The 24618-nt window shown below is 67.8% G+C and carries 20 protein-coding genes; 4 read left to right on the top strand and 16 right to left on the bottom strand.

Features of this window, described 5'->3' with window-relative positions:
- Positions 1-3: 3 nt before the first annotated feature.
- The 9 genes from D7X30_RS04185 to D7X30_RS04225 form a co-directional block, all read right to left on the bottom strand.
- Complete coding sequence (locus D7X30_RS04185) at positions 4-993, bottom strand: nucleoside-diphosphate kinase (protein ID WP_120561484.1); 990 nt, start codon at positions 991-993, stop codon at positions 4-6.
- Positions 990-2690, bottom strand: a complete 1701-nt coding sequence (locus tag D7X30_RS04190) for an alpha-amylase family glycosyl hydrolase (RefSeq protein ID WP_120561485.1) — start codon at positions 2688-2690, stop codon at positions 990-992. The genes D7X30_RS04185 and D7X30_RS04190 overlap by 4 nt, the downstream gene beginning before the upstream one ends.
- Complete coding sequence (locus tag D7X30_RS04195) at positions 2687-3598, bottom strand: nucleotidyltransferase domain-containing protein (RefSeq protein ID WP_120561486.1); 912 nt, start codon at positions 3596-3598, stop codon at positions 2687-2689. Before D7X30_RS04195 ends, D7X30_RS04190 begins: the two co-directional genes overlap by 4 nt.
- Positions 3595-4845: an aminotransferase class I/II-fold pyridoxal phosphate-dependent enzyme gene (locus D7X30_RS04200; protein WP_120561487.1), complete on the bottom strand. Its 1251-nt coding sequence runs from the start codon at positions 4843-4845 to the stop codon at positions 3595-3597. Before D7X30_RS04200 ends, D7X30_RS04195 begins: the two co-directional genes overlap by 4 nt.
- Positions 4832-5641, bottom strand: a complete 810-nt coding sequence (locus D7X30_RS04205) for an ABC transporter permease (RefSeq protein ID WP_120561488.1) — start codon at positions 5639-5641, stop codon at positions 4832-4834. The genes D7X30_RS04200 and D7X30_RS04205 overlap by 14 nt, the downstream gene beginning before the upstream one ends.
- A complete protein-coding gene (locus tag D7X30_RS04210) occupies positions 5638-6609 on the bottom strand; it encodes an ATP-binding cassette domain-containing protein (protein WP_120561489.1) in 972 nt (323 codons plus the stop codon). The genes D7X30_RS04205 and D7X30_RS04210 overlap by 4 nt, the downstream gene beginning before the upstream one ends.
- A 370-nt stretch (positions 6610-6979) precedes the next feature.
- Complete coding sequence (locus D7X30_RS04215; RefSeq protein WP_120561490.1) at positions 6980-7330, bottom strand: hypothetical protein; 351 nt, start codon at positions 7328-7330, stop codon at positions 6980-6982.
- A gap of 54 nt (positions 7331-7384) precedes the next feature.
- Complete coding sequence (locus D7X30_RS04220; RefSeq protein ID WP_147443097.1) at positions 7385-7978, bottom strand: hypothetical protein; 594 nt, start codon at positions 7976-7978, stop codon at positions 7385-7387.
- Positions 7979-7999: 21 nt separating this feature from the next.
- Positions 8000-9592, bottom strand: a complete 1593-nt coding sequence (locus D7X30_RS04225) for a hypothetical protein (protein WP_147443098.1) — start codon at positions 9590-9592, stop codon at positions 8000-8002.
- Positions 9593-10399: 807 nt separating this feature from the next.
- Between D7X30_RS04225 and D7X30_RS04235 the strand changes: the two genes are divergently transcribed.
- Positions 10400-11947 (top strand): hypothetical protein, encoded by a 1548-nt coding sequence (locus D7X30_RS04235; protein ID WP_120561494.1) that lies wholly within the window; start codon positions 10400-10402, stop codon positions 11945-11947.
- Here the strand turns inward: D7X30_RS04235 and D7X30_RS04240 are convergent.
- On the bottom strand, positions 11923-12468 hold the full coding sequence (locus D7X30_RS04240) for a DUF2378 family protein (RefSeq protein WP_233591367.1): 546 nt from the start codon (positions 12466-12468) through the stop codon (positions 11923-11925). The genes D7X30_RS04235 and D7X30_RS04240 overlap by 25 nt on opposite strands.
- 251 nt (positions 12469-12719) lie before the next feature.
- On the opposite strand from D7X30_RS04240, the gene D7X30_RS04245 reads away from it, so the two are divergent.
- From D7X30_RS04245 to D7X30_RS04255, 3 genes are all read left to right on the top strand, one after another.
- A complete protein-coding gene (locus D7X30_RS04245) occupies positions 12720-13538 on the top strand; it encodes an SDR family NAD(P)-dependent oxidoreductase (protein WP_120561496.1) in 819 nt (272 codons plus the stop codon).
- Positions 13539-13748: 210 nt separating this feature from the next.
- Positions 13749-14927, top strand: coding sequence for an efflux RND transporter periplasmic adaptor subunit (locus tag D7X30_RS04250; protein ID WP_120561497.1), 1179 nt, complete (start codon positions 13749-13751; stop codon positions 14925-14927).
- Positions 14928-14947: 20 nt separating this feature from the next.
- Entirely contained in the window at positions 14948-18055 is a 3108-nt protein-coding gene (locus D7X30_RS04255) for an efflux RND transporter permease subunit (RefSeq protein WP_120561498.1), read from the top strand.
- A 105-nt stretch (positions 18056-18160) separates the two neighbouring features.
- On the opposite strand, the gene D7X30_RS04260 is transcribed toward D7X30_RS04255, so the two are convergent.
- From D7X30_RS04260 to D7X30_RS04285, 6 genes are all read right to left on the bottom strand, one after another.
- Positions 18161-20296: a glycosyltransferase gene (locus D7X30_RS04260; RefSeq protein ID WP_158619202.1), complete on the bottom strand. Its 2136-nt coding sequence runs from the start codon at positions 20294-20296 to the stop codon at positions 18161-18163.
- Positions 20293-21147, bottom strand: coding sequence for a glycosyltransferase family A protein (locus D7X30_RS04265; protein WP_120561500.1), 855 nt, complete (start codon positions 21145-21147; stop codon positions 20293-20295). The genes D7X30_RS04260 and D7X30_RS04265 overlap by 4 nt, the downstream gene beginning before the upstream one ends.
- The gene (locus D7X30_RS04270) at positions 21144-21971 is read right to left on the bottom strand and encodes a radical SAM protein (RefSeq protein WP_199724160.1); all 828 of its coding nucleotides are present in this window, start codon (positions 21969-21971) and stop codon (positions 21144-21146) included. The genes D7X30_RS04265 and D7X30_RS04270 overlap by 4 nt, the downstream gene beginning before the upstream one ends.
- Positions 21972-22086: 115 nt before the next feature.
- Positions 22087-22944, bottom strand: a complete 858-nt coding sequence (locus tag D7X30_RS04275; protein ID WP_120561501.1) for a glycosyltransferase family 2 protein — start codon at positions 22942-22944, stop codon at positions 22087-22089.
- 32 nt (positions 22945-22976) lie between these two features.
- The gene (locus D7X30_RS04280) at positions 22977-23612 is read right to left on the bottom strand and encodes a hypothetical protein (protein ID WP_120561502.1); all 636 of its coding nucleotides are present in this window, start codon (positions 23610-23612) and stop codon (positions 22977-22979) included.
- Positions 23609-24550, bottom strand: a complete 942-nt coding sequence (locus D7X30_RS04285) for a 3-hydroxyacyl-CoA dehydrogenase family protein (protein ID WP_233591368.1) — start codon at positions 24548-24550, stop codon at positions 23609-23611. The genes D7X30_RS04280 and D7X30_RS04285 overlap by 4 nt, the downstream gene beginning before the upstream one ends.
- Positions 24551-24618: the final 68 nt, after the last annotated feature.

A 24618-nucleotide genomic window follows, 5' to 3' on the forward strand; every position in this document is an offset into this window, starting at 1 on the left:
GGGTCATTCGAACTCCTGGAGCGCGCTGCGCAGGAGCACGCGCTCGTAGGCGTTGCGGACCAGCGCCCCCAGCGGGCCGATGAGTCGAGTGAGGTCCGTCTCGCGGTACAGCGCCGGGTGGTGGAGCAACTCCAGCACCGTGGCGGCGAGCGCCGGCTCCACGCGGTAGTCGAACATCCCGGGCCGGCGCGGATGCGAAAGCCCCGCCTGGACCGCGTCGTTCACCAGCGCCGCCTCGCGGGCCACGACGCGCAGGTACACCTCGCGCGACGCCGAGGGCTCGAAGCGGAGCCCCTCCAACTCGCTCGCAGCCTCGCGCCACGGCGAGACCAGCTCCTCCGGCAGGGGCGCGACGAGCTCCACCTCCTCCGCGAGGCGCAGGCGGAGGTGGACCAGGAACTCCATGGGCGAAGGCCGCCACGCCCGGCTCACGACCGCCCCCGGCAACTGCTGGATGGCGGAACTCGCGCGCCGGGTGGGGCGCCCCTCCGACTCCAGGAGCATGCGCAGCTCACGAGGATCGAAGGCCGTGGCGGCCTCTTCAATCATGGCGCGCGTGTCGTCCGAGGAATGCATGAGGCTCAGCGCGCGCGTCGGGGCCTGGAGCTGGCTGCGCAGGTGGTGCGGTGAGCGCTTGTGCGGATTCGCCGACCCCTTGAGCGACTTGAACGCCGCGCAGGCCGACCGGCTCGGGGTGCGGAGGATGAGCGCGCAGGAGGACTCCAGCAGGTACACCTCGCTGGGCACGGCCCACGTCTTGTCGAGCGCGATGGGCCGGTTGGGGCTGTACACCGCCTCGATGCTGCTCTGCGTGTACTGGACGAAGCGCCGGTCCACGACGCGGAAGCCCTCGCGCTCCAGGAACGCGAGCGCCTCCTCCGCGAGCCCGAGCCCGATGGCATACGGGTCGAAGAACGTGAAGACGAACTCCTCGCTCCCCGGACGCGAGCCGAAGGCCTCCACGAGGCTGGACACACTGGCAGCGTTTCTCATGTGAGCTCTCCATTCCCGGCTTCCACGAGCCACAGCGCTTCGGAAGGCGCGAGCAGGACGTCCCCCTGGCCCTGACGCCCGCCGAGCAGGTCCGTCCACTTCCGCAACGGCACGGAGACGGACACGGGGTCCACGCCGAAGTTCACGAACACGTGCAGGGGCTGACGGGCATGGCCTCGCGCCAGGTGCAGGACCTGGGGCGCTGGCAGCCGCGCCTCACAGCCGCTGTCCTCCCGCAGCGCGGGCGTCCGGTCGCGCAGGCGGATGAGGCCCAGCAGGGACTTCAGGATGCGCGCGTGCACCGGCTGACGGACCCGCGCACGCAGGGCCCCATCCGAGTACCGGTGCCGGTTCGCGGCGCGAGGATTGGAGGGCTCGATGCCCACCGCGTCCGGCAGCCCGAACAGCGTGGGGAAGTAGAGACAGGGCGTGGCGGGGAGCGCGAAGAGCAGCGCGTGCGCGGCCAGGTAGCGCTCGACGTCGAGCCCCGCCTCCGTGGAGAAGATGCGATGCAGGGAGCTGTTGAGCTCGTACGGCCGGGGTTCGCCCCCCACGTCCGCGTGGGACACCCGGACCCCGGCACGCGCCATCCGCTCCATCACCCGCCGCAGGGTGGGGGCATCCAGCGGCGGATCCATGGGACGCAGGTGCACGCCGTCATGCGTCTGGAGGAAGGCGTAGCCGTCGCGGCCGTGGGCATCTGACGCGGACGCGTTCACCCAGTCCACCAGCGGACCGCCCTCGCCCGCGAGCGCCGCCGCGAAGACGAGCAGCGGCACCGCGAGGTGGTTGTCGTGCTGTGCCAGTTCCTCGCCCAGGTAGCACCGCTCGCCCGTGCGGTGGTCCGTCTCCGCGAGCAGGCGCACCGACGGGTCCACCAGGTCGGCCACGGCGCGCAGCGCGCGCACCAGCAGCTTCGCCTCCGGCTGGTGCGGCCCTCCGGGAACGCGCTTCCACACGTGGGGAATGGCATCCAGGCGCACGACCCGCGCGCCTGCCTCCACCAGCCGCAGCAGGGTCCCCGCCATGGACAGGAAGACGTCCGGCGAGCCGTGGTTCAGGTCCACCTGTGCGCGCCCGTACGTGCACCACGCCCAGACCGCGCGGATCCCCGTGTCGAAGCGCTGGAGGATGGAGGAGGTCCGCACCCGCGTGCCCCATTCGATGGCCCGTGGCTCGGAGAAGAGGTGGAAGTCCCCTGGCCGTCCCTCCCCGCGCAGCACGTCCCGGAACGCCGGGTGCGACGTGGACACGTGGTTCATCACCAGGTCGAGCATCAGCCCGCCGCTCACCTCCGACAGCCGCTCCAGGTCCTCCCACGCCCCCAGGCGCGGATGCACGGCCCGGTGGTCCACCACCGCGAAGCCGTCATCCCCGTCCGACACATAGGGCGGGAGCACATGCAGCAGGGCCGGCCCCACGCCGCCCACCTCCTCAAGGAGGAAGCGCCGCAGCGCCGCGAGCGGAGCCATGTCCCCATCGAGCACGTGGTCCGGATACACGGCGATGACCGCGGACCGCGCGTCCACCGCCGCGCGCCCGGGCCGAAGGCACGCGCGGACGCCCTCCGCCGCCTGGGCCAGCTCCCGGACGAGCGCCTCCGCGCGCTCCGCCCCGTAGAGTTGTCCCAGCGCGTCCCCCAGCCGCGCCCTCGCGGGAGCGCGGACCGGGTGAGCCGTGTATCCGGAGGCGCTCATCCCTGGTGCTCGAGGACGTAGTCGATGCTGCCCTGGAGGAACTCCACCGCGCGCGCCAGCTCCGGCTCCGCCGACATGCGTTGGGCCATGCGCTGGTGGAGTGCTTCGATGCGCGTGAGGCACCCGCCCAGCGGGCCCGTCGCGCAGTCCGCGTGGAGCAGGAGCCCTTCCTCGAGCAGGCCCCGGTCCACCTCACCCGCGGTGGCCATCGCCTTGCGCGACTCGATGAGCAGCCACTTGCGCGCCGCGCTCGTTATCCCCAGGGCCGCGAGGATGGAGACCAGCGCCTCCTCCACCGCGATGCGCGCCACGTGCCGGCTGGACTCCTCGCTGACGGCGCGGTGGCTGATGGCGTCCTCCAGGTACTCGTGGACCTCCATGAAGTGCCGCACGGTGAGGTAGGTGGGCAGCAGCTCCACCAGGAACTCGTCCCGCCAGCTCGCGACCAGGCTCGGGTTCATCAGCGGCAATCCCACGCGCAGCCGGTGCAGGAAGCGCAGCTCCGGGCCGTCGATGATGGGGATGAACTTCAGCTCGGACGGTTTGTAGAGCGCCGGCGCGATGGCCGTCATCCACGTCATGATCTCCGCGACGCGGCTGCGCTCCGCCAGCTCGATGTTGACCTCGATGCCGTCGCAGTACTGGAGCGCTTCACTGAAGCGGCTGTTCTTGAAGCGCACGCCCTCCTTCGTGGAGATGAGCGACGTGCGGTGCGGCACCAGCACCATCAGGTCCACGTCCGAGCTGGGCGTGCCATTTCCGGCCGCGAGCGAACCCGTCAGCAGCACGCCGCACGAGGCGGGGTCACTGACCAGCTCCGACAGGATGCGTTCAACGTCCACGCCATGGGCGCGAAGCGTCTGCATGGTGAGCGGTTGACCACTGGAAAGCTGATGTGTGCGCTTCATGATGCCACCTTCCCCAGTCCCGTATGGGACAGCTGCAAGTCCGAGAAAACGTCCGCGCACGCGTCCGCGACGGTGCGCACCATCTGCTCCTCATGCGTCCTCATCACGCTCAGGCGCAGCAGGCCGTGGCCCGCGGGGACCGCCGGGTGGATGACCGGGTTGGCGTAGATGCCCCGGTTCCACAGCAGCCTCCACGCCTGGAGCGTGTCGAAGTCCGCGCCCACCTCCACGCTGACGATGGGACCGTCGGACGGAATGGGGCGCAGCCCGCGCTCCACCAGCGCCTCGCGCAGCGAGCGCACCCGTTCCTTCAGTTGGGCCACCAGCCCCGGATCCTCATGGAGGATGCGCAGGGCGGCCAGGGCCGCGGCCACGGAGGCCGGCGTGTTGGCAGCGGTGAAGAGGAAGGGCCGCGTGAGGACGCGCAGCGCTTCAATCTGGGCCTTGTCCCCGATGATGGCGCCGCCGCAGGAGCCCAGGCTCTTGGAGAAGGTGATGGTGATGAAGTCCGCGTCCTGGACGACGCCGTCCTCCTCCACGGTGCCCAGTCCCCGAGCGCCCACCGTGCCCAGGCCGTGCGCCTCGTCCACGACGAGCGCCAGCCGTGTCTCGCGGCACACCTCCAAGAACCGGCGCAGCGGGGCCCGGTCTCCGCGCATGGAGTAGACGCCCTCCACGACACAGAGGCCGGAGGCGGTGTCGTCCTTCGCCTGGGCCAGCAGGTGCTCCGGGTCGTTGTGGCCGAAGCGCTTCATGTTCGCGCGCGCCAGCCACACGCCGTCCAGGACGGAGGCGTGCATCTCTTCATCCACCCAGGCGCGGTCATTGCGGCCCAGGAGCGAGCTCATCAGGCCCAGGTTGGCGCCGTAGCCGGTGGAGAACACCATGGCGCCAGTGCGGCCATAGAAGCGCCGCAGGGCTTCTTCCAACTCCTCGTGGAGCGTCAGGTTGCCGTTGAGCAGGCGCGAACCCGTCACGCCCGCGCCCCAGCGGGCGGAAGCCTCCTGCGCGGCGGCGATGACGCGAGGGTCGTTCGCGAGCCCCAGGTAGTTGTTGGAGCCGAAGTTGAGGATGTCCCGGCCCTCCATGCGGGTGATGGGGCCGGTGGCCGACTCCACCCGCGTGAAGTAGGGGAGGCGGCCAATGCGCTTGCCCAGACGGGCCTGCGCCACGCGCGGGTCCCCGAGCAGCCGCTGGATGACGGGCGCCCGAGGGCGGTCCGCCGTGTCTTGTTCAGGTCGTGTCATGTTTTTGGTCCCGGAAGTCGAACGCCAGACTCGCGGCGGTCGCGCAGACAGCGGTGAAGGTGAGGATGACGGCGGTGCTCTGGAGCACGACGCTCCAGCGCCCCTGGCCGAAGGTGGCTTCGTTGAGCGCACGCAAGGCCCAGTAGTGCGGCGTGGCGTAGCCGAGCGTGCGAGACCAACCTGGCAGGGCTTCGGTGGCGACGATGGCGCCACCCACCGCGCTGAACGTCACCAGCACCAGGTAGGAGAGGTTGGAGAGCGTGGCGGTGCTGCGCGTGATGGCGAAGAGGAGGAAGCCCAGGGCCGAACCGCTGGTCACCAGCGCCGCGCCGGTGAGGGCCACCTGGAGGACGTTGCCGTTGAGCGGCAGGCCGAGGAACAGCGCGGCGAAGCCCGTGAAGAGCAGCAACTGCACGAAGGACATCGCGCAAGCGGGCAGCACCTTGCCCATGGCGAACGCGAGCCGGGAGGGGCGGATCAGCGCCTGCCTGCCGTCGGTGTGGTACCAGAAGTCCCGGTAGAACGCGTGACCGGAGTAGGTCACCACCATGTAGCTGAACATCACCGCGAAGCCGATGGTGGCCCGGCCCATGGCGCCCGGAGCCGTGTCGAGCCCCGACACACCCGGGCCCAGGATGGCGGAGAGCACCGCGGGCAGGATGAAGATGAACACCATGGCCGTGCGCTCGCGTGCGAGCACCCGCCACTCCGTCAGGGCGTAGCAACGCACCACGTTGACAAAACCCGCCACGCCGCTGGGAGCGGAGGGGGCACTGGAAGCGATGTCGTGATTCATGGCCCCTCTGACTCCCGAGCGAAGGCGCTCAGGGACGGGTCCCTCAGCAGGATGTCGCGGAGCCGGTTGCCGGACAGGCGCAGCTCGGACAGGTGGACATCGGAGGGGACCTCGCCCAGCTTGGAGCGGACCTCCTCCAGGCTGCTGGTGGCGAGCGTGAGTTCCCACGATGCGTCGGGACGCGCGCCACGCAGCGACAGCGTGCGAACCTGATTCGACAGCACGGTGCCCAGCTCTCCCAGGTCACGAGTCTTCCCGTCCCGCAGCAGCACCAGCTCCGTGGACAGCTCCTCGATGTCCTCGGGGTAGTGCGCGGTGACGAGCACCGCGGCGCCCTCCTCGCGCCACGCGCGCACCCGGCGCACCACCAGCTGGCGGGCTTCGAAGTCGAGCGCGACGGTGGGCTCATCCAGCAACCGGATGGGAGGCGCATGGACGAAGCTCGCCGCCAGATGCACGAGCCGCCGCTGCCCACCCGACAGGTGATGCACGCGCATGCGGGCAATGGGACCCAGCGCGAACTCCTCCAGGGTCCGCGCGATGGCGCCCTTCGCTTCTCTGCGCCCCAACAACAGCCGGGCCAGGTGCCCGACGTTCTCCTCCACCGTGAGCACGGGATAGAGCGCGATGGCCTGCGTCGCGAACCCGATGGCGCGGCGGGCGTGAAGCCCACCCACGTCGAGCCGCACCGAGCCTCCCGTCGTTCCTCGCACGGTGCCGGTGAGCGCCCCCAAGAGCGTTGTCTTGCCCGCGCCATTGGCGCCGAGCAGTCCCACGGATGTTCCCCCCTTCAAGTGAAGGGAGACGTCGCGGAGCACGGGCGTCCCCTGGGGAAAGGCGAAGGAAAGCCGCTCCGCGGAGAGCAGGGCGGTTCCTTGCGCGGACCCCATGGACTGACGAAGACGCCCAGGTGTTTTGATCGGATCCTGAAATGCTGGTTCTTCAGGAAAGGTGATTTTGTCGGTCATCGTCGGGATGACCTTCTACAGATGCGGTCTGACATCCAGCGTCAGCGGTCCGCGTCGAAGATGACGCGGACATACTCATCACGGAGCCTTCGTTGAAGGCCTTTCCAATCTCATACGTCCTGCTCGCCTCCGCGGTGCTCAGCAGTGCCGCATGCAGCAAGAAGGAGGAGCCTGCTCCCGCGCCGGAAGTGAAGGCGGCGTCAGCGGTTGAGAGCGGCACGGTGACCCAGGCGGTCGCGAAGCCGGCGGGCCCCGCGCCCAAGTCCCGCCTGCTTGGGGGAGTCCCAGTGGCCTCGAGCTCAGTGCAAGCCACCACGGGGACGCCGTTGTCCAGCAGCCCCTGGTGCCGCCGTGCCGCGCTGCGGCTGCCTCAGCCGGTGATCGAGCGCGCCGCCGCCGCCGCGTCCGTCGCCACGTTCAGCAGCTGCGTCACGAGGGCCTGCTGTTTCGTGACGGATTGCAGTTGCGCGACGACACTCTTCATCTGCTGAAAGGCGTCATCACTCACGAGCCCCAGCTCGCTTGCGTTCGCGGTGAGCGCCACGATGCGCGCCTGTATCGCGTCGCGGTCCGCGCGCAGCGTCGGAAAGCGCAAAGCGATCATCGCGCGCTCGCCCTCCGTTACATCGGCGTCATCGATTCGATCCGCCAGCAGATTCACCGCTTTGTAGATGCGGATCCACGCCATCCCCAGCTCATTGAGCTTCTCGTCGACTGTCATGACCTCATCTCCCTTGTCGTAGGCATGCCACTGTCGTTCTATGCTCCGAGCACGTCACTTGGGCCGCGTGAGAGGGGCGCTCGCGTCCTTCAGTGCTTCCGTCTGCTGTCTCTCCTGAGCGAGCGCCGCCTCCGCGGCCTCCTTGAGTTTCTTGAACTCCCCCTGCGTCTTCGAAAGGTAGTCGGCCATGAACTTCGCCTGTTCGGCGATGGACTGCTCCTGCCCCAGCGCCGACAGCTTCGCGACCACCTCGTTCAGCTTGTCCTGGCGGATGGCCACTTTCGTGTTCGCTTCGGCGAGGATCATCCGGTGTTGCTCCGCCTGCTTTTCGAGCGCATCGCTCACCTCCGCGGCGGTGTTCGTCGCGGCCAGGAGTTCCGCGAACACCTTCTGGCGCTTCTCGTCGCCCGCCACCTTGTATGCGGCGATTCGCTGGTCGACCTCCGCCCGGAGCCGCGCGTCCGTCGCCTCCTGGGCGTTCATCAGTGCCTGCCGCTCACGCACGACTTCCCGCCGCATGTCGACGAAGGCCTGCTCGCTTTTCTGGAACACCTCAACTGTCCCGGCGATGCGGACCTCGGGCCCTACGCCACCGCAGCCCATCACCACCAGGGTGCATCCGACCAACATCCATCGAGTGCCAATCATCGTCCCACCTTGGGTCAGGGGTTAAAGAGCCGTGGCGAGGCCAACCGCGGTGAAACCTGCGATCTCCACGAGGAGGCGCGCCAGGTCCTCTGGTTTCACGCCGCCTGCATGCCTCTCCACCACGGCATTGATTGGTACCGCCAGGACGTTCTCCCACTGCCTGAGGGCAACAGCGGAGAGATCGAGCGCCTGCTGATGGAGGTCACCGTTGAGTTGGACCAGGGCGACACGTGCCCGTCGCTCACCGACGGACCATGAGTTCCCGTAGTGAATGAGCGCGGTAGCGAGATCGATCTTGCAAGTGCCGCTCGCCTCTTGGAGTGACTCCATCAAGGAGGGTTTGGCCGTGGCACAGGCACGCGCGGGGCCCGCCGCAATCCGTCGCGCCTCCAGGAGCAGGCGGAGCTCATCCCCAAGCGCCTCGATGCGCGTCCGAAGCAGGGTGCGCTGCCGCTCCGCATGCGCCAGGCGGGCATTGGCTGCTTCTGTCAGGCCCCGCAGCCGCTCCGCTTCAAGCAGTAGGACGGGCAGCCGCTCTGCTTGCTCGAGCTTGTCGATGTTGATCGCCGTCACCAATGCTCGCTCGATACCGCTCTTGTCCGCCGGCTTGCCTTCGAGGATGTGGTTGATTGCAAGGACCACTGCGTCGTACCGCGCAGCGGCGTCGGCGGCTTCTTCGGGGAGGTGCGTGTTGCCCTTGGCGGTGCCAAGCAGTTCGAGCTTCGTCTTCACGTTCTCCAAGGCCGTCTTGGTGTCGCTCTCCTTGGACACCGCTTCATTGTAGGCAGCGAGGGCCGCGTCGAACTCTTGCTTGGCCGTCTTCGCGTTCGTGGATGATTGATCCAAGCCAGTGGAGAGCGCATCGAGTTCACGCTGCGCGTCCGGGATGAGGCCGGTGTTTATCTGCGGTGGCCTGGTGGCGAGCTCATCGGTGCAGTCGGTGACATAGATTTGAGCCATGGGGATTCCCACCTCCCCGGGGCTCGCCTTGGAGAGTGGGGCCTTGAGCTCTTCGAGTCCGCTCGTCGAACACGTCAATGGCAGCGCGGAGAGCCCTCGCGACTTGCGCGTGAGGTTGATCATTCGCGCCAAATCCTTGAGCGAGGCTTCATTGCGTGCCCTCCTGTTCTGGAATTCCACATAGGCATGCACCTGGCCGAGCACGGATGCTTCGGCGCATGCCACTCCGTCAGTCGAACCCGTGAGGCATTGGTGTTGGACCGACAGGAGTCGCTCAATGCGAAAGTCGATGTCGCACAGCAGGCTGCCAGCCTTGCCGCCGCTCCACTTGGGACTGCACTCGCCGTTGCCTCCGCCACCTGCCAGTGGCTGCCCCAGGATCAGCGTGAGGGCATTGTCGCGCTCAACGTCCACGGAGCGCCGTACGGCGGCCAGTTCCAGGTCAAGCATCTTCTGAGACAACTCCCGCTCATCATTGAGCGCTTCGCTCAGACGGGCCTCTCTGAATGATGCTTGCATTTGCTGCGCCACCGCGTGTCGCCCGGCATGGTAGCAGCCCGTGGAGCCCAGCAATAGCGCAGCGAGCAGGACGGGCCACGGCCTCCTCGTGGTTGCGATTTCATCGCGTACTCTCTCGACCGAATGACGATGCATGACTGCCTCCTCTTGGGTTCCCAGTCGCGCTGCTGCAGGCTCAGACGGAAAGCATTGGCGGGCACATCGTACGGGATATTCTCCTGGAGCGCTGTGCTCCGCGTCAATCCTCTGCGTCCATGGTTCGATGGGTAGGAATTGACTTTGCAATGCCGAGTCGAAGAACTGGATGAATGACGCGGTCCGCGCTGCCCCCCAGTCTCAGGGACGACGAAGCGCTGCGAGGGCAACGCTCCTGATCCCCTTCATTTCACTGCTTCCTTCACGTCCAGCCACTGCGCGTCCATCAGCTTCGAGGGACGTCTGCTTCGCGCTCGGGACTTCGTCCCGTGCGTACTGCATCAGCAAGCCCCCGTCGTCAGGACTGCCCGGCTGCCGGTTCACGGCTGCCTGGTGGACCTCGCGTAACACTTCGTTCTGCCTGGCCACCGGGTGCCCCAGAATCTGGTTCCCATGAGCACCTCTTCACGGAGGGAAGACAGGTCACTGTCGGCAGACCAGGCGTCGTCGTCACTGTCCAGGCCGAGGAACATCATCGGTGTGCCGGCATGCTCGGGGCCGCTTGTCCCTGGGGCGAGGTCTGGGAGACCACCGGCTTTCGTGGCCCCGCTGAAAGTGCACTTTCGGTCGACTGCTCTGTCAGCGCGAGCAGGCACGGCCGTGCGAGCTTGAGTACGCACTCCTCAGAACCTTGCGAAGGCGTCAGTTGTCAAAGTGCATGGGAACAAAAGACAGGGAATAAAGGATGTCGCCACCATGCCGAGCACCCCGGATTCAGACTCTGCCGGAGCATGCGACGGAGGTCATATGCGTCTTCATCTCGTGCTGTTCGCCGTGATGCTGTCCGCGTGCGCCGCCCAGGGGCCCGCGTCACGTCCGACCTTCTTCATGCCTCATGCGGCGGCAGTGACTCCCTCCACCCCTTCCGAGGACTACGGCACCGCGCATCCGTTCCTGCTCCTGGACTCCGCACCGGACGGGCGGTGGATCCTCGCCTGCCAGGCCCGAGAGGACACCAACGGCGATGGGCGCATCGAGACCGTCTTCGGCTACCACGGCAATGTCGTGGGTGACGCGCTTCACCCGTACCTCTTCCTGGAGCCCGGAGCAGGCATCCGCATCGACGAGGTGCTCGCCGTAGCCCCCACGGGACGCTTTCTCGTCCTGGTCCGTGACACCACGCTCTGGCTCCTCGACGTGGAGGCCCGCGAGGAGAAGGTGCTGGCCTCGGAGGTAATACCTGACACGACGAGCCCCCAGCCTCCCCTCCGCGCCAGCTTCTCCCGGGATGGCCTGCGGCTTCTCTACCTGCGTCCCGAGGCAGGGCGCCCTGTCGCCGTCGTGCGAGACCTGCTTCAGGGGACCGAGCGCGTGCTTGATGCAGGTCGCGGCCTGATTGGGCAGGTCCTGCTGGATCCCTCTGGTCAGTGGGCGGTGTTCGACGTGGTGGAGGACACGAACTCGGACGGAAAAGAGAGCTGGCCCCAAGAGGACACCACGCTCGCATCCGCGACATGCCGGGGGCCGGTCAGCTCCAGCTCGCACTTCGGCTGGGAGGGCGACACCCCCGTGCGCCGCTACCGCCGGCTGGAGGGAGGCCCGCTCCTCCAGGGCGACGACATCCTGCAACCCATGGGTGAAGGAATGCTGCGGCGCGCTCCGGACCGCTCCATCATTCTCGAACATGTGGATGGACGCCGTGAGACCTGGGTCCCATCGAGCTGCAACGCAACCCTGGTGTTCGCGGACGCGGTGCACGAGCAGGTCGTAGTGGTATGCGAGACACAGCCGGAACTTGGCCCCGTGGAGTTGCACGGCGCCAGGGTTCATCAACCCCTGGGTTGGCGGGTCTCTCTCCCGTTTTCGGACAGGTACGTCGGCTTGTCCGGAAGCGACGGAAGGCTGTTGTCGTTGTTGGCTTCTTCCGAGCCCGGGCCTTCAAAGGCGGTGGACACCGTCATCGACCTGAAGCAGCGCACCGTTCGAGTGGTGCCCTTTGGGGATTTGGTGGCGTCCCTGGGGGCGCATGCCCTGCTGCAGGAGCGCGTCAAACCCGTTGAGCCCGATGGCCGGTGGGGAGAACGGCTGTGGCTCTGGAACGTGGAGACGGGGTTTCCACCGAACGTCTTGAGCGAATCGCCGGACTCCGGCTTGCTCCGGGCAGGCGACACGGTGCTCATCATGGGGAAACGGATTGATCTGCGAACGGGCAAGGTGCTGGGGGAGGCCTCCGAGGCTCTGGCGCTCGATATCCAGGGGCGGGTGCTGCGCCCGATTGAACCGAGCTCGCCCTTGTCCGGTCCTGTCCGGTGGGAGCCCGCGCTGAAGACTCACGAATCCCAGCGCACGCGGTAGGAGCAGGCGTGGCCGTTGAAGTCGAAGGGCTCCACGCGGATGTTCTTCGCGCCGGCCCGGGTCAGCCCTGCTTCGATGATGCCCATGTGGTAGCCCGGGTTGCCGTTGCACTCGCTCACCTTGATGGTGTGGTTCGCGCGGCCGTGGGTGATGAGCTCGGTCTTCAGGTAGTTGTTCACCGTGGCGAAGCTCTCCTGCATGCGGGAGAGCACCCGGTCGGGCCCGAAGATGGGCCACAGGGACACGAGCGCCTTGCCCAGCAGCGTGTGCTCCAGGCCTTTGATGACGGCCATGCCGAGCTGCCGGTAGCCTTCATTCGCGTCCACGTCCGGGTACAGGTGGCGCGCGGTGATGCCCAGGGCCTCCGCGAAGACGTGGCGGGGCGTGTGGTGCGGGATCTTCTCATCCAGGTCCAGGCCGATGGCTCGCAGCCGGTCCTTCAGCTCCGGCGTGAGGCGCGTGCCCACGGAGCGCAGGAAGAGCCCCTCGATGGCATGGCGGTAGACGATCTCTTCACTCAACGCGGCACCCATCCCATGCGTCGCCCCAGGGCGGGGCGGGACGTGCTGGATCATCCCTGGATTGTCCCTGCAATGCACACGGGCGCGGGGCCCACCTGCTGGGCATCGGCGAGGCAAGGGTGAGCCGCGTCCTTCGGCTGTACGGGAGACAGGGGACGTCGTGCCGCGGCCGACGCCCATGACCGTGCCGTTCGATTCGCACGCGCGGTGAAGTAGGTTCACACCCGTCCGCGAAGCACACAGGAGCCACCATGAAGCTGATATCGAGCAGTGCCATCGTGACGGGGTCGGGCCAGGGCATCGGACTGGGAATCGCCGCGCGCCTCATGCGGGACGGAGCCAACGTCCTTCTCTTCGGGCGGACCCGGGAGAAGGTGGAGGCGGCCGCCGGAGATCTCAACCGGATGATGGAGGGGCACGCGCGGGCCGTGCCCTTCGCGGGCGACGTGGTTCGTGCGGAGGACGTGGCGCAGGCCATTGAGGTTGCCACGCGTGAGTTTGGCCTCCCGGGGATCCTGGTGAACAACGCAGGGTCGGCCACCCTCCGCCCGCTTCTTGAGTTGCCGACGGAGGAGTTCGACCAGATCCTGGCCATCAACCTCAAGGGGCCCTTCCTGTTCACCCAGGCGCTCGCGAGGGCGCTCGTCGCCGCGAAGCAGCCGGGCTCCATCGTCAACATCTCCTCGTTGAATCAGACGGCCGTGACGGATGGGCTCGCCCACTACTGCGCCTCCAAGGCGGGGCTCGCGAACTTCTCGAAGGTCGCGGCTTCGGAGCTGGGGCGGTACGGCATTCGTGTGAATGTCGTGGCCCCGGGCGCCATCCGCACCCCCCTGGCCGAGGGCGCCGGCCTCATGAAGGGCGCCATGGGGCGGGAGTTCCTCGCCCATACGCCGCTCGGAAAACCGTGTGGCGAGCCGGAGGACGTGGCGAAGGTGGTGTCGTTCCTCTGCAGCGACCTCGCGTCATGGATCACCGGTGACACCCTCGCCGTCGACGGTGGCAATCACATTCGCGGGCTGCACAGCTACGCGGACACACTGGGCCTCACCCGTCCCGTGGAAGGCTGAGTCGTCCGCCGCCTGGCTGCTCCGGCACATCCAGCACGAGCCCGTAACGGGCTCGTCACGTGGCCGCTCGAAAAAATCGCACCCCAGGCCAACCCAGGGAGTGGTCACAACCTGAACAGATTTTCAAGGGCGCAAACGCACGACGGTTCGGCTACAGGGCGGCGAATTCCCTGACACGGCTGCTCCCGTCAGCCGGTTCGAGTGCCCACGATGCATGCCCCTTCTGCTGAAGTGCCTTCGTCCTCACCGCCCCGCGCCAGCCGCCTCAAGCGATGGATCATCGGCGTGGTGCTCCTGCTCGCGGTCTTCGCGGGGCTCGTCGCCGTCAAGGCGGGCCAGATCGTCTCGATGATCAGCGCCGGTGAGACCTTCGTGCAGCCGCCCGAGTCCGTCACGTCCGCCCAGGCGGAGTCCTTCGGCTGGCAGGGGACCCGGAGCGCAGTGGGCACCGTGATGGCGCTTCGGGGCGTGACCCTGAGCGCGGAGCTGCCGGGCGTCGTCAACGACATCCGCTTCGAGAACGGCGCTTCGGTGAAGAAGGGCCAGGTGCTCATCCAGCTCGACACCTCCAGCGAGCAGGCCCAGCTGGCCGGCGCCGAGGCCGACGCGGAGCTCTCGCGGCTGACCCGCGAGCGCGCCGAGAAGCTCAACGCCCAGGGCGCCAACACCCAGTCGGACCTGGATGCCGTCCGCGCACGGGCGCTCCAGTCCTCCGCCACCGTGGCCCACCTGAAGTCCCTCATCGCCAAGAAGACCATCCGCGCTCCCTTCGATGGCCGCATCGGCATCCGGCAGGTGGAGCTGGGACAGCTCGTCTCCCCGGGCAACCCCATCGCGTCCCTGCAGTCCTCCACCCCCGCGCTCGTGGAGTTCCAGCTGCCCCAGCAGGCGCTGGCCCAGGTGAAGCAGGGCCAGAAGGTGCGCCTGCGCGTCGACGTCTTCCCGGGCGAGTCCTGGGAAGGCGACCTCGCCACCATCAACCCCGAGGTGGAGCTGTCCTCCCGCAACGTGCGCATGCGCGCCACCGTGCCCAACGCGGACGGCCGGCTGCTGCCCGGCATGTTCGTCAGCGTGGAGGTGCTCTCCGACGCCAGCGAGCAGGTGGTGGCCATTCCCGCCACCGCCGTGCTCTTCGCCCCCTACGGTGACTCGGTGTTCACCCTCGCCGAGGGCAAGGACGCCGCGGGCAAGACGGCCCTGCTGGCGCGGCAGCAGTTCGTGCGGCTGGGAGAGCGCCGGGGTGACTACGTCGCCGTGACGTCCGGCCTGAAGCCCGGGCAGACCGTGGTCAGCAGCGGCGTCTTCAAGCTGAGGAACGGCGCGAGCGTCGTCGTGAACAACGCGCTGGCGCCGCCCATCGAGGTCGCTCCCCAGCCGGTGAACCCGTAGGGACGCAAGAAGGCGAACCCATGAAACTCACCGACCTGTTCATCCGGCGCCCGGTCGTGGCGCTGGTCGTCAACCTCATCATCATCATCGCCGGCCTGCAGGCCCTGCGCTCCCTCAACGTGCGGCAGTACCCGCGCAGCGAGAACGCCGACATCACCGTCACCACGGTCTACGTCGGCGCCAACGCGGAGCTCGTCCGTGGCTTCATCACCACGCCGCTGGAGCGCGTCATCGCCGCGGCGGACGGCATCGACTACGTCGAGTCCACGAGCTCGCAGAACATCTCCATCATCCGCGCCCGGCTCAAGCTCAACTACGACGCCAACCGCGCCCTGAGTGAAATCAGCGCCAAGGTCGACCAGGTTCGCGGCGACCTTCCGCCCGAATCGCAGGTGCCCGTGATGGGCATCGAGTCCGCGGACAGCCAGTTCGCCATCGCGTACCTCAACTTCACCTCCGACTTCCTCGAGCAGAACGAGCTGTCCGACTACCTGGTGCGCGTGGTGCAGCCCCGGCTGTCCTCGGTGGAGGGCGTGCAGCGCGCGGACATCCTCGGGGCGCGCACGTTCGCCATGCGGGTGTGGATGAAGCCGGACCAGATGGCCGCGCTCAACGTCAGCCCCATCCAGGTCCGCCAGGCGCTCGCCACGAACAACTCGCTCGCCGCCGTGGGCCAGACGAAGGGCTCGCTCGTGCAGGTGAACCTCACGGCGAACACGGGCCTGCGTTCCGTGGAGGAGTTCAAGCAGCTCATCGTCCGCAAGGATGGCGGCGCGGTGGTGCGGCTGTCGGACGTCGCGGACGTGGTGCTCGGCGCCGAGGACTACGACACCGACGTGACGCTCAACGGGGAGACGGCCGTCTTCGTCGGCATCTGGTCGCTCCCCAACGCCAACTCGCTGGACGTCATGCAGCGCATCCGCAAGGAGATGGACTCGCTCAAGAAGGACCTGCCCGAGCAGATCCACGGCGGCGTCGCCTTCGACGGCACGGACTACATCCAGAACGCCATCGACGAGGTGGTGAGCACGCTCGGCGAGACGCTGCTCATCGTGGTCGTGGTCATCTTCCTGTTCCTGGGCTCCGTGCGCTCCATCCTGGTGCCGGTGGTGGCCATTCCGGTGTCGCTCATTGGCACGGTGTTCCTGATGCAGGTGTTCGGCTTCACGGTGAACCTGCTCACCCTGCTCGCGGTGGTGTTGTCAGTAGGCCTGGTCGTGGACGACGCCATCGTCGTGGTGGAGAACGTGGAGCGCCACCTGCGCGCCGGACTGCGCCCGGTGGACGCCGCCATCAAGAGTGCGCGCGAGCTGGTGGGTCCCATCATCGCCATGACCCTCACGCTCGCCGCGGTGTACGCGCCCATCGCCTTCCAGGGCGGCCTCACGGGCTCGCTGTTCCGCGAGTTCGCGCTCACGCTGGCCGGAGCGGTGACCCTGTCGGGCGTGGTGGCGCTGACGCTCTCCCCGATGATGTCCTCCGTGCTCCTGAAGGCGGGCCACGAGGACAAGGGACTCGCGGGCGTCATCAACCGCGGCTTCGAGCGCCTGCGGGCCGCGTACGCCCGCACCCTGGACAGCTCGCTGCTCGTCCGCGGGCCCATCTACGCGGCGTGGATCTTCCTGAGCGTGCTCGCGCTGATGATGTTCAACCAGTCGGCCCGGGAGCTGGCGCCCGTGGAGGACCAGGACTTCGTCATCGGCATCATGAGCACGCCGTCCAACGGCACCCTGGATCAGCTGAAGCCGTCGGTGACCAAGACGAGCGAGTTGCTGATGGAGATGCCGGAGTCCAGCTTCAACTTCCAGATCGTGCAGCCGAGCAATGGCTTCTGGGGCCTGGTGCTGAAGCCGTACAAGGAGCGCCAGCGGACCACGGCGCAGGTGCTGGCGGAGGCGCAGGAGCGGGTGAACACCATCCCGGCGGTCCAGACGTTCACCCTCCAGCCCCCCGCGCTGCCGGGCGGTGGCAACTTCCCGGTGGAGTTCGTCATCGCCTCCACGGCGGAGGCGGACGAGCTGCTGGGCTTCGCGCAGCAGCTCCAGGAGAAGGCGACGCAGAGCGGGATGTTCGCCTTCCCGCCCATCATCGACGTGAAGCTCGACCAGCCCCAGTCGGAGCTCGAGGTGGACCGCGAGAAGGTGGCGCAGCTGGGGCTGAACCTGGGGACCGTGGGCCAGGACCTGGGGTCCGCCGTGGGTGGCAACTTCGTCAACCGGTTCAACATCGCCGGCCGCAGCTACAAGGTCATCCCGCAGGTCCTGCGCTCCTCCCGTCTCACCCCGGAGCAGCTCAAGGACATCCACGTCACCGGTCCCGACGGCAAGCTCGTGGCCCTGTCGGCCATCGCGTCCATCAAGGACAAGGTGGCGCCCCGGTCGCTCAACCGCTTCCAGCAACTCAACGCCGTGAAGCTCAGCGGCGTGGCCATCCGTCCACTGGACGAGGCGCTCACCTACCTGGAGACGGAGGCCGCGCGCATCCTGCCCGCGGGCTACCGCATCGACTACACGGGCGAGTCCCGGCAGTTGCGCACGGAGGGTGACTCGTTCGCTCCGGCGTTCGGGCTGGCGGTGGTGTTGATCTTCCTGGTGCTCGCGGCCCAGTTCAACAGCTTCCGGGATCCGCTCATCATCCTCGCCGGGTCGGTGCCGCTGGCGCTCTTCGGCGCGCTGGTGACCACGTTCCTGCGGATGCCGAACCCGATGATGCCGTACTTCACGGACAGCTTCACCACCACGCTCAACATCTACTCGCAGGTGGGGCTGGTGACGCTGGTGGGGCTCATCGCGAAGAACGGCATCCTCATCGTGGACTTCGCCAACCGCCTCCAGGAGGAGGGCAAATCGAAGCTCGAGGCGGTGAAGGAAGCGGCCTCCGAACGGCTCCGTCCCATCCTGATGACGACGGTGGCCACGGTCGCGGGCCACTTCCCGCTCGTCCTGGTGTCGGGCCCGGGCGCGGCGGCGCGCAACAGCATCGGGCTCGTGCTGGTGACGGGCATGGCGCTGGGCACGCTCTTCACCCTCTACTTCGTGCCGGCCATCTACCTGCTCATCGCCAAGACGCGCACGGTGGCCGTCAGCGACGCGTCGGAGCTCCAGCAGGCGCCCGACGCCGCTGCGTAGAGGCGGGAGGGGTATGGGCCCTTTCGGTTTGCTCACGGTGCATGTGGGCAGACCGCGAGGGTTCCCGAGGACGATGCTTCTCAGCCTCGCTCCAGTGGATGCCGCTCAGCTCCGTTTCGCGAGGATGCGTCGGATGATGTCGTCCTTGACGGCTCGCACCTCGGGTGTGCGAGGCGTCGAGCGTTCGTGGAAGTAGAGATACTCCGGGATGTACACGGGCTGTCGGCACGCCTCGACGATGGGGAGCATCGTCGCGTAGTCGGTGCACTGCTCGATCCACCGTCCGTCGAGCTGCAAGTCTTCTGGCGGGATGGCGTCGAAGAGCCGCTTCCTGAAGGCGCGCAGGTGAATCCATACCTCGCCGCCCCAGTGCCTCCGAGGCTCGACGAAGTCGGGGTGGTAGAGCTTCGTCGGCTTGTCCGGCCGGAACATGGACGCCAACACGACATCGCAGCCCCGCTCGTACTCGGCTCGTAGCCGACCGACGGCAGTGCGGCTCAGCAGCGCATCATCCATGTCGAGTACCACCACGAGCGCTTCCGGGTCGGCACAGAGCTCACGGATGCCCATCCGGAAGTTGGGGATTCGTCCCGCATGCCGTGCGTGCCGCACCAGCGTGCACCGGTCCCGGAATGGCTCAAGCAGTGGGCCCAGCCGCCACGGCGACAACCCTTCACTGGCATCGTCGATGAGGACGACTCCGAAGCGCGGGTCCTCTTGCATGGCGAGGCTTCCGAGACAGCGCCGCACCCGTGACAGGCCCGCGTTCCGCCCCTTGATGAGGAACACGATAGACTCACGGCGTGGCTCATACGCCCAGTCCTTGGCGTGCCCCATGAGGTCCCACTGGCCCCGCTGCACGTCTGGCACGCGTCCCTGTCCGACCAGGTCACGTGCACGGGCGAGGAACACCTCATCCGTCTTCAAGGCGTTCGGGGGGTGGACGTAGAAGGTCCGTGCATCGCCGCCGCGCAGGGTCCTCAATCCATGCCGCTGCTGGTGCCCTTCGAGCGAGCGGTACCAGGAGCGCGCGAGCCGCCCATTGACGAGTTCGTTTGGAAGCGGCCGGCATGCACGAACCCGCTCCAGGTCGAGCAAGCCACAGCGCACCTCTGGGACGAACGCACCGGAGGGCGCATCGTACGGCTGGGACACCACCCCCGCGGGCTGCGGGATGTTGAACGCCACTCCCAGGGCGTCCTCCGGCGATGCGGCCGCCCGCATCTCTTCAAGATAGTCGTGCCCGAAGTCGCCACGGCCGACGAGCACGTCGAGGTCGCACTGGAGCACATACCGGGTCCGTACCTGGTCGAAGCCCCAGAGTTGCGGAGTGATGGGGACGCCGCGAGCGGAGTGCGTGGCTTCACATGCGAGACCGAACCACATCGCGTTCACTGCCGCGATGAGTCCCGGCTCCTGGGGCGCAACCCAGACCTCGTCGAGGGTTCCCTCCGGCAGAAGTCGCTGTGCCGAGGTGAGCAGGCCCGGTAGGTCCCCCGGCGCGTATTCGCGCAGAAATGGTCCGGGGAACGGGTCCACGAGGAGGACGCGTCTCGCGAAACGGCGCGGGGATTCGAGCTGCCCGACGATGTGCCGCACCTGCGTGAGGAGCACCGCCACATCCATCGCGCACGCCTTGATGAGGAGCGTAACGTCGGAGGCCGGTGCGAGCTCGCTTTGCTCTGGCAATCCGGCGGTCCGCCACTGCCGATGCGCATGCTCGGTGAGCAACTCCCGGTAGAAGTCGGAGAAGCCAGGGAGGCTCGTGAGCGCGCCGTCCTCGCGTAACTCCCGGCTGCGCTGTCGAAGCGCCTCATCCGTCCACCCGAGCGCGGCAAGGGTAAACGCCCGCGCCGCGGCGTCACGGAAGTAGTCGACGTTCATCGGGACGATCCACGAACCGATGTCGACGAACGTCAGTCCGCCCCCTGGACGCCGACGGAAGTTCGCGCGCTTGATGTTCGCGCAGACGAGATTCTTTTCGAGACAGAAGAGGAGGAAGTCCCTGAGCTCGTCCAGGGTCAGGTCCTCGGCGGGACAGGTCTCGAACCAGGGATAGAACAGCACCCAGGCCTCTTCTGTGAACGTCCACTCCGGTTCGGGAATGAATGGCATGGTGCCGCGGAGTGCGCGGCTCAACCAGTCCACCTTTGATGTGTCGATGGCGCCCGGATGAAATCGCTTCTCGACGAAGTCGCCTACGCGCCGGACGACTCCCTCCTGGCCCGCCCCCAGAATCATCGTACGTGGCCCTGCCGTACCGCCCACGCTTGCGCCTGCGCGAACAGCGCCTGCCGTGAGGCAAGGTATCGCTCTGAACGCCGGTTCGCCGCAGTCACGTCTCCTCCCAGATTGTAGTCGCAGTACAGCGGGTCCGTGAGCACCGCGCCCGAGGGAGCGTGGTTCAACAGCAGGTCCGCGACGAGCCAGTGGTCCTCGGCACTCCAGACCTCCGGGTAACGCCAACCCGCTCGTGGACGCAGCAGGAGGTTGCATGAGGGCAGCTCGTTCCCGGCGGTGCCCTCGGCCATGGACCTCAGTACGGAGAGCACATCGACCGGTTGAAGAAGCGCATCCGTCGCGGGGTTCTCCCGCTCAAGAAGCCGTCCGTCCCGGACGAGCCGGTTCCCTCCGAGCACCCAGTGTGCATGGCGCCGGTCGCCCAACTCGCACGCCGCGGCCAGGGAGTGCACGGTCGAGAAGCAGTCATCCGCGTCGAGCCGAGCGACCCATCGTGCGTTTCGCATCGCCTCGTCGACGAAAGAGAGCGCCGCATTGCGCGCTCGAGAAGGAGAGCCACACTGCATGCGGCAGACAATGAGCGGAAGCCGTTGTCGGAAGCGTCCGACCGTCACCGCCCAGTCGTCACTCGAACCGTCATCAATCACCAGGACACCCAGGCCGCCTGCGGGGCGTTCCTGCCTCGCGATGGATTCGAGACAGCGGGCGAGCGGACCGGCCTGGTCGTGAACGTTGACTGCGACCACCACCTCGGAGTTCCACACGTGCGGTTCGCTGGCGACCGCCGCCACAAGCGCCCCGGCAACACTCACGGTCCGCGCGTGTCCGAATCCTGCGAGTTCCGGCGTCATGTCTGCTTCTCGAAACGGGAGGCCGTTGGCGCGGACACAGGCGCGGCTGCTTCGCCGGCGAGTACCATGGGGAGCGGCCGGCCCGGCTTGTGCCTCCGCCACCAGGCCCGATAGAGCGCAATCCAGGAGGGGGACATGCGCTCCTCAAGCAGCGCCGGCCGGAGGTTCGTGGGCACGTAGTGTCCGTCGCGGAAACGCCCGCACAGCCGGCAGTTGCGCTCGACGAGGTCCGCCATGTCATCGTCATCGCTGGGAAACTCCCGCCGGCCGCCCTCTCCGGTGATGCGCGCCACCCCGCCCGCCACGGCGCACGGGAAGTAGCCGAGCGGCGTCAGTCCCATCCCGCAGTCGCGCATGATGGCGCAGCCATTGCGGAAGTCGGCGTTCCGGTACGCGGCATCGTCCACCGGCGCAAGGTTGAAGGGGCCGAAGGCCGGCTGTACCTCGCCCGTTTTGGCGGAGTTCTCGATCCAGATGTCCGCTGGCAGCCGGGAAAGCTTCGACCGGACGGCCTCCCCATGACCGTTGGTCACGACCTCGATGAGGCACTCCGGATGCGACCGGCGGTAGCGGCGCAGTTCCTCGATGATGGCGAAGAAGGCGGGGTGGAGCGTCGGCTCGCCGCCCAGCACGCGGATGCGCCGCCAGCGCTTTCCCCGTGTAAGGGATTGATCGACGAAAGAGGTTACGGCTTCAAGAGGCAGGTGGAGTGCCTCCGGAGCCTGCCTCACGGAGCGGTTGCAGTTGAAGCAGTTCAGGTTGCAGAGATAGGTGATGTCTATCTCGATGAGTTCCTGGCTGCGGCGGTACTGAGGTCCAAGCACGTGTGTGAGGCTTCGGGAGACGCGCTGATGGCGCCACCACGCCCGCGCCCGGTACCACATCCGTAGCGGGAACAGCCACCGGCCTGATGCCTTCGGCGGCCTGCCGAAGCTGCTCTCAGACGCTCTCATGCAAATCCCCCCACGGCTGCTGGTGCGGGGGAACATCTTCCCCGCGCGCTTCGATTTCGGTGCGGCGCACGCCGAACAGCCCTTCGGCGCGCGCGAAGAACGCTTCGGCCTGGGCTTCCGACATCTCACCACCGTAGAGCCGCCAGAACCAGCGCAGACCCGAGATTTTCGCCGGTGAGCGCGGTGACGACAGCGCATCCCCATGGGTGGACAGGTGCCAGGTCGCCGTCCAGTGGCCAGTGTATGCGATTCTGCTCCTCTGCGCCCTCAGCAGGCGGATGGCGAGGTCCCTGTCGTTGAGGCTCCGAAGCCCATCCCGGAATCCGCGAACCGTCGCCCACAGGCGCCGGGACACGAACGTATTCGACCCCTGCCATCCCGGATTCCCGACGAGGAAGTCGCCGGGAACAAGTCCTTCCGGAAGCGCGCGCTCCCGCTCGAGGCCATCCATCACCAGCCGGAGTCCAGACACGACGATGTCTGCCCGCGCGCGCTCGGCGGCACGGAGGTTCTCGGCGACGTGCGACGCCTCCCAGGTGTCGTCATCGTCGAGGAGGGCTACGAATCCGTCTCGTGAGAGGGCGAGCAGGTACTCCAGGCCGGTGTTCCACGCGCCCGCTGCCCCTGGGGGCCTCCGGTTGTCGAGCACGACGAGAGGCAGCGGATGGAGTAATCCCCGCAGCGCCGCCTGCTGCTCGGCATTGAATGACGCACCGTCATTCACCACGACGACCTCGCGAACCGCGTGGGTCTGCTGGTGGATGGAGGGCAATGAACGACCGACAAGAAGCTCCCAGCGGTTTCGCGTGGCAACCAGCGCCGAGCATCCTGGAAGAGGGGGCATTCCTCCTTTCTCAGCGCGGTCTGGCGGTAGGTTCAAGCGCTATTGCCAATTCCAGGCGTCACGCTCTTTGACTTCTCGCCCCTTTCCGGAGTGCGCATCCGGATGGCGAGCGCACGGCAGCCCGCTTCCGGCGCCGTGTCGGCGGGTGGGGTCCACGCTCCGAGCGAGTGATAGAGCCTGCCCTCGCGCCGCTCCAGGTAGAGGATCATGTTGAGGGGCCAGCCGCTGCCCTGGAACAGGTGCCGGTCCATGGGCGTGGGCTCATGGCTGACGCGCAGGCCACGCTCGTGGGGCGGACCGATGCGGTGCCAGTCCGGGTGCAGGTGGATGGAGCCGAGCACCTCCAGCCCCTCGGCTTCGGCCTCGGCGGTGATGCGCAGCAGCTCGCGCGGCTCACACCAGTAGCCGCGCCGGCCGTTGGCGTAGCAGGCGCCGAAGCGGGGGATGATGGCCGCTTCGAACTCCTGGAGCACGGTGTCGTCCGTCTCGCGGATGTTGGTGGCGAAGCCCACGCGCTCCACGTGCATCGCGTCGTCCGTGAAGCGCCCCAGCAGCACGGCCCAGCTTCGGGGCGGCAGCTCCGGAGTGCACGCCGTGTACTCCCGGACGGCGTCCGCCATGAAGTCAGACAGCGCCGCAGGATCCACGAGCACGACGTCGGCGCTCATTCCCCGGACTCCGGCGTGGGAATGCGGCCCGCGGCCCGGTCCTCGCTCAGCTGCGTGATGAGGTGGCGGGCCATGCGCTCCTCGAAGGCGGCGGCGCTGTCCGGCGTCCACGGATAGAAGCCCTGGCCCGTCTTCAGGCCCAGCTCGCCCTGGTCCACCTTCTGGGCAAGCACCGGCGGCACCGGACGCCCCGAGCCGCGCAGGACGCTGGTGATGAAGTCCAGCCCCACGAGGTCCAGCCGGTCGAAGATGCCAGAGGCGCCCAGGCGCCGCCCGATGCCCTGGGTGAGCACGCGGTCCACCATCTCCGGCGTGGCCACGCCTTCCGTCACGAGCCGGAGCGCTTCGCCGATGAGCGCCTGCTGCAGGCGCGGGCCCACCGAGCCCGGCACGTCCCGCGCGAACACCACGGGTGACTTGCCCAACTCCTCGAGGAAGCGCCGCACCGTCTCCACCGCGGCGGGTGACGTCTTCTCGCCGGGGATGACGTCCACCAGCGGCACCAGGTGCGCGGGCAGGTAGTAGTGCGCGGAGAGGACGCGCTCGGGGTGCACGCAGTCGCGGGCAATGGCGGTCACGCTCAGCGCGGTGGTGTTGGTGGCGAGCAGGGTGTCCGGCGCCGCGAGCCGGTCCAGCTCCTTGAAGAGTTGCTGCTTGAGCGCCAGGTCCTCGGGGATGGACTCGATGACCAGGTCCTGAACCACGGCGGCCTCGGCGAGCACCGTGGTGCGATGGATGCGCGCGAGCGCGGTGGTGCGTTGCTCCGCGCCGAGCATCCCCGTCTCCACCAGCAGGGCGGCGTCGCGCTCCAGCTTCGCGCGCGCTGCCTTGCTGCTCTCCGCCTGCCTGTTGAAGAGCACCACCTGTCTGCCGGCGATGGCGAGCTCGAGTGCGATGCCGCACCCCATGGCTCCACCGCCGACAACGCCAATCCTCATCAGCCGCTTGTGTCCCATGGGGAGCGAGCGTGGCTGCCCGCCGCATGCGTGGCAATCACTTGAACGGT

It is taken from the genome of Corallococcus sp. AB011P (genome assembly GCF_003611605.1).
GTDB classification, from domain to species: domain Bacteria; phylum Myxococcota; class Myxococcia; order Myxococcales; family Myxococcaceae; genus Corallococcus; species Corallococcus coralloides.

Excerpts from the sequence above, each read along its gene's own strand:
- D7X30_RS04265 (WP_120561500.1), bottom strand. The coding sequence starts at position 21,147 with ATGACGCCGGAACTCGCAGGATTCGGACACGCGCGGACCGTGAGTGTT.
- D7X30_RS04215 (WP_120561490.1), bottom strand. The coding sequence starts at position 7,330 with ATGACAGTCGACGAGAAGCTCAATGAGCTGGGGATGGCGTGGATCCGC.
- D7X30_RS04275 (WP_120561501.1), bottom strand. The coding sequence starts at position 22,944 with ATGCCCCCTCTTCCAGGATGCTCGGCGCTGGTTGCCACGCGAAACCGC.
- D7X30_RS04225 (WP_147443098.1), bottom strand. The coding sequence starts at position 9,592 with ATGCATCGTCATTCGGTCGAGAGAGTACGCGATGAAATCGCAACCACG.
- D7X30_RS04260 (WP_158619202.1), bottom strand. The coding sequence starts at position 20,296 with ATGATTCTGGGGGCGGGCCAGGAGGGAGTCGTCCGGCGCGTAGGCGAC.
- D7X30_RS04185 (WP_120561484.1), bottom strand. The coding sequence starts at position 993 with ATGAGAAACGCTGCCAGTGTGTCCAGCCTCGTGGAGGCCTTCGGCTCG.
- D7X30_RS04245 (WP_120561496.1), top strand. The coding sequence starts at position 12,720 with ATGAAGCTGATATCGAGCAGTGCCATCGTGACGGGGTCGGGCCAGGGC.
- D7X30_RS04280 (WP_120561502.1), bottom strand. The coding sequence starts at position 23,612 with ATGAGCGCCGACGTCGTGCTCGTGGATCCTGCGGCGCTGTCTGACTTC.
- D7X30_RS04220 (WP_147443097.1), bottom strand. The coding sequence starts at position 7,978 with ATGATTGGCACTCGATGGATGTTGGTCGGATGCACCCTGGTGGTGATG.
- D7X30_RS04250 (WP_120561497.1), top strand. The coding sequence starts at position 13,749 with ATGCATGCCCCTTCTGCTGAAGTGCCTTCGTCCTCACCGCCCCGCGCC.
- D7X30_RS04195 (WP_120561486.1), bottom strand. The coding sequence starts at position 3,598 with ATGAAGCGCACACATCAGCTTTCCAGTGGTCAACCGCTCACCATGCAG.
- D7X30_RS04255 (WP_120561498.1), top strand. The coding sequence starts at position 14,948 with ATGAAACTCACCGACCTGTTCATCCGGCGCCCGGTCGTGGCGCTGGTC.
- D7X30_RS04235 (WP_120561494.1), top strand. The coding sequence starts at position 10,400 with ATGCGTCTTCATCTCGTGCTGTTCGCCGTGATGCTGTCCGCGTGCGCC.
- D7X30_RS04285 (WP_233591368.1), bottom strand. The coding sequence starts at position 24,550 with ATGAGGATTGGCGTTGTCGGCGGTGGAGCCATGGGGTGCGGCATCGCA.
- D7X30_RS04200 (WP_120561487.1), bottom strand. The coding sequence starts at position 4,845 with ATGACACGACCTGAACAAGACACGGCGGACCGCCCTCGGGCGCCCGTC.
- D7X30_RS04190 (WP_120561485.1), bottom strand. The coding sequence starts at position 2,690 with ATGAGCGCCTCCGGATACACGGCTCACCCGGTCCGCGCTCCCGCGAGG.
- D7X30_RS04205 (WP_120561488.1), bottom strand. The coding sequence starts at position 5,641 with ATGAATCACGACATCGCTTCCAGTGCCCCCTCCGCTCCCAGCGGCGTG.
- D7X30_RS04210 (WP_120561489.1), bottom strand. The coding sequence starts at position 6,609 with ATGACCGACAAAATCACCTTTCCTGAAGAACCAGCATTTCAGGATCCG.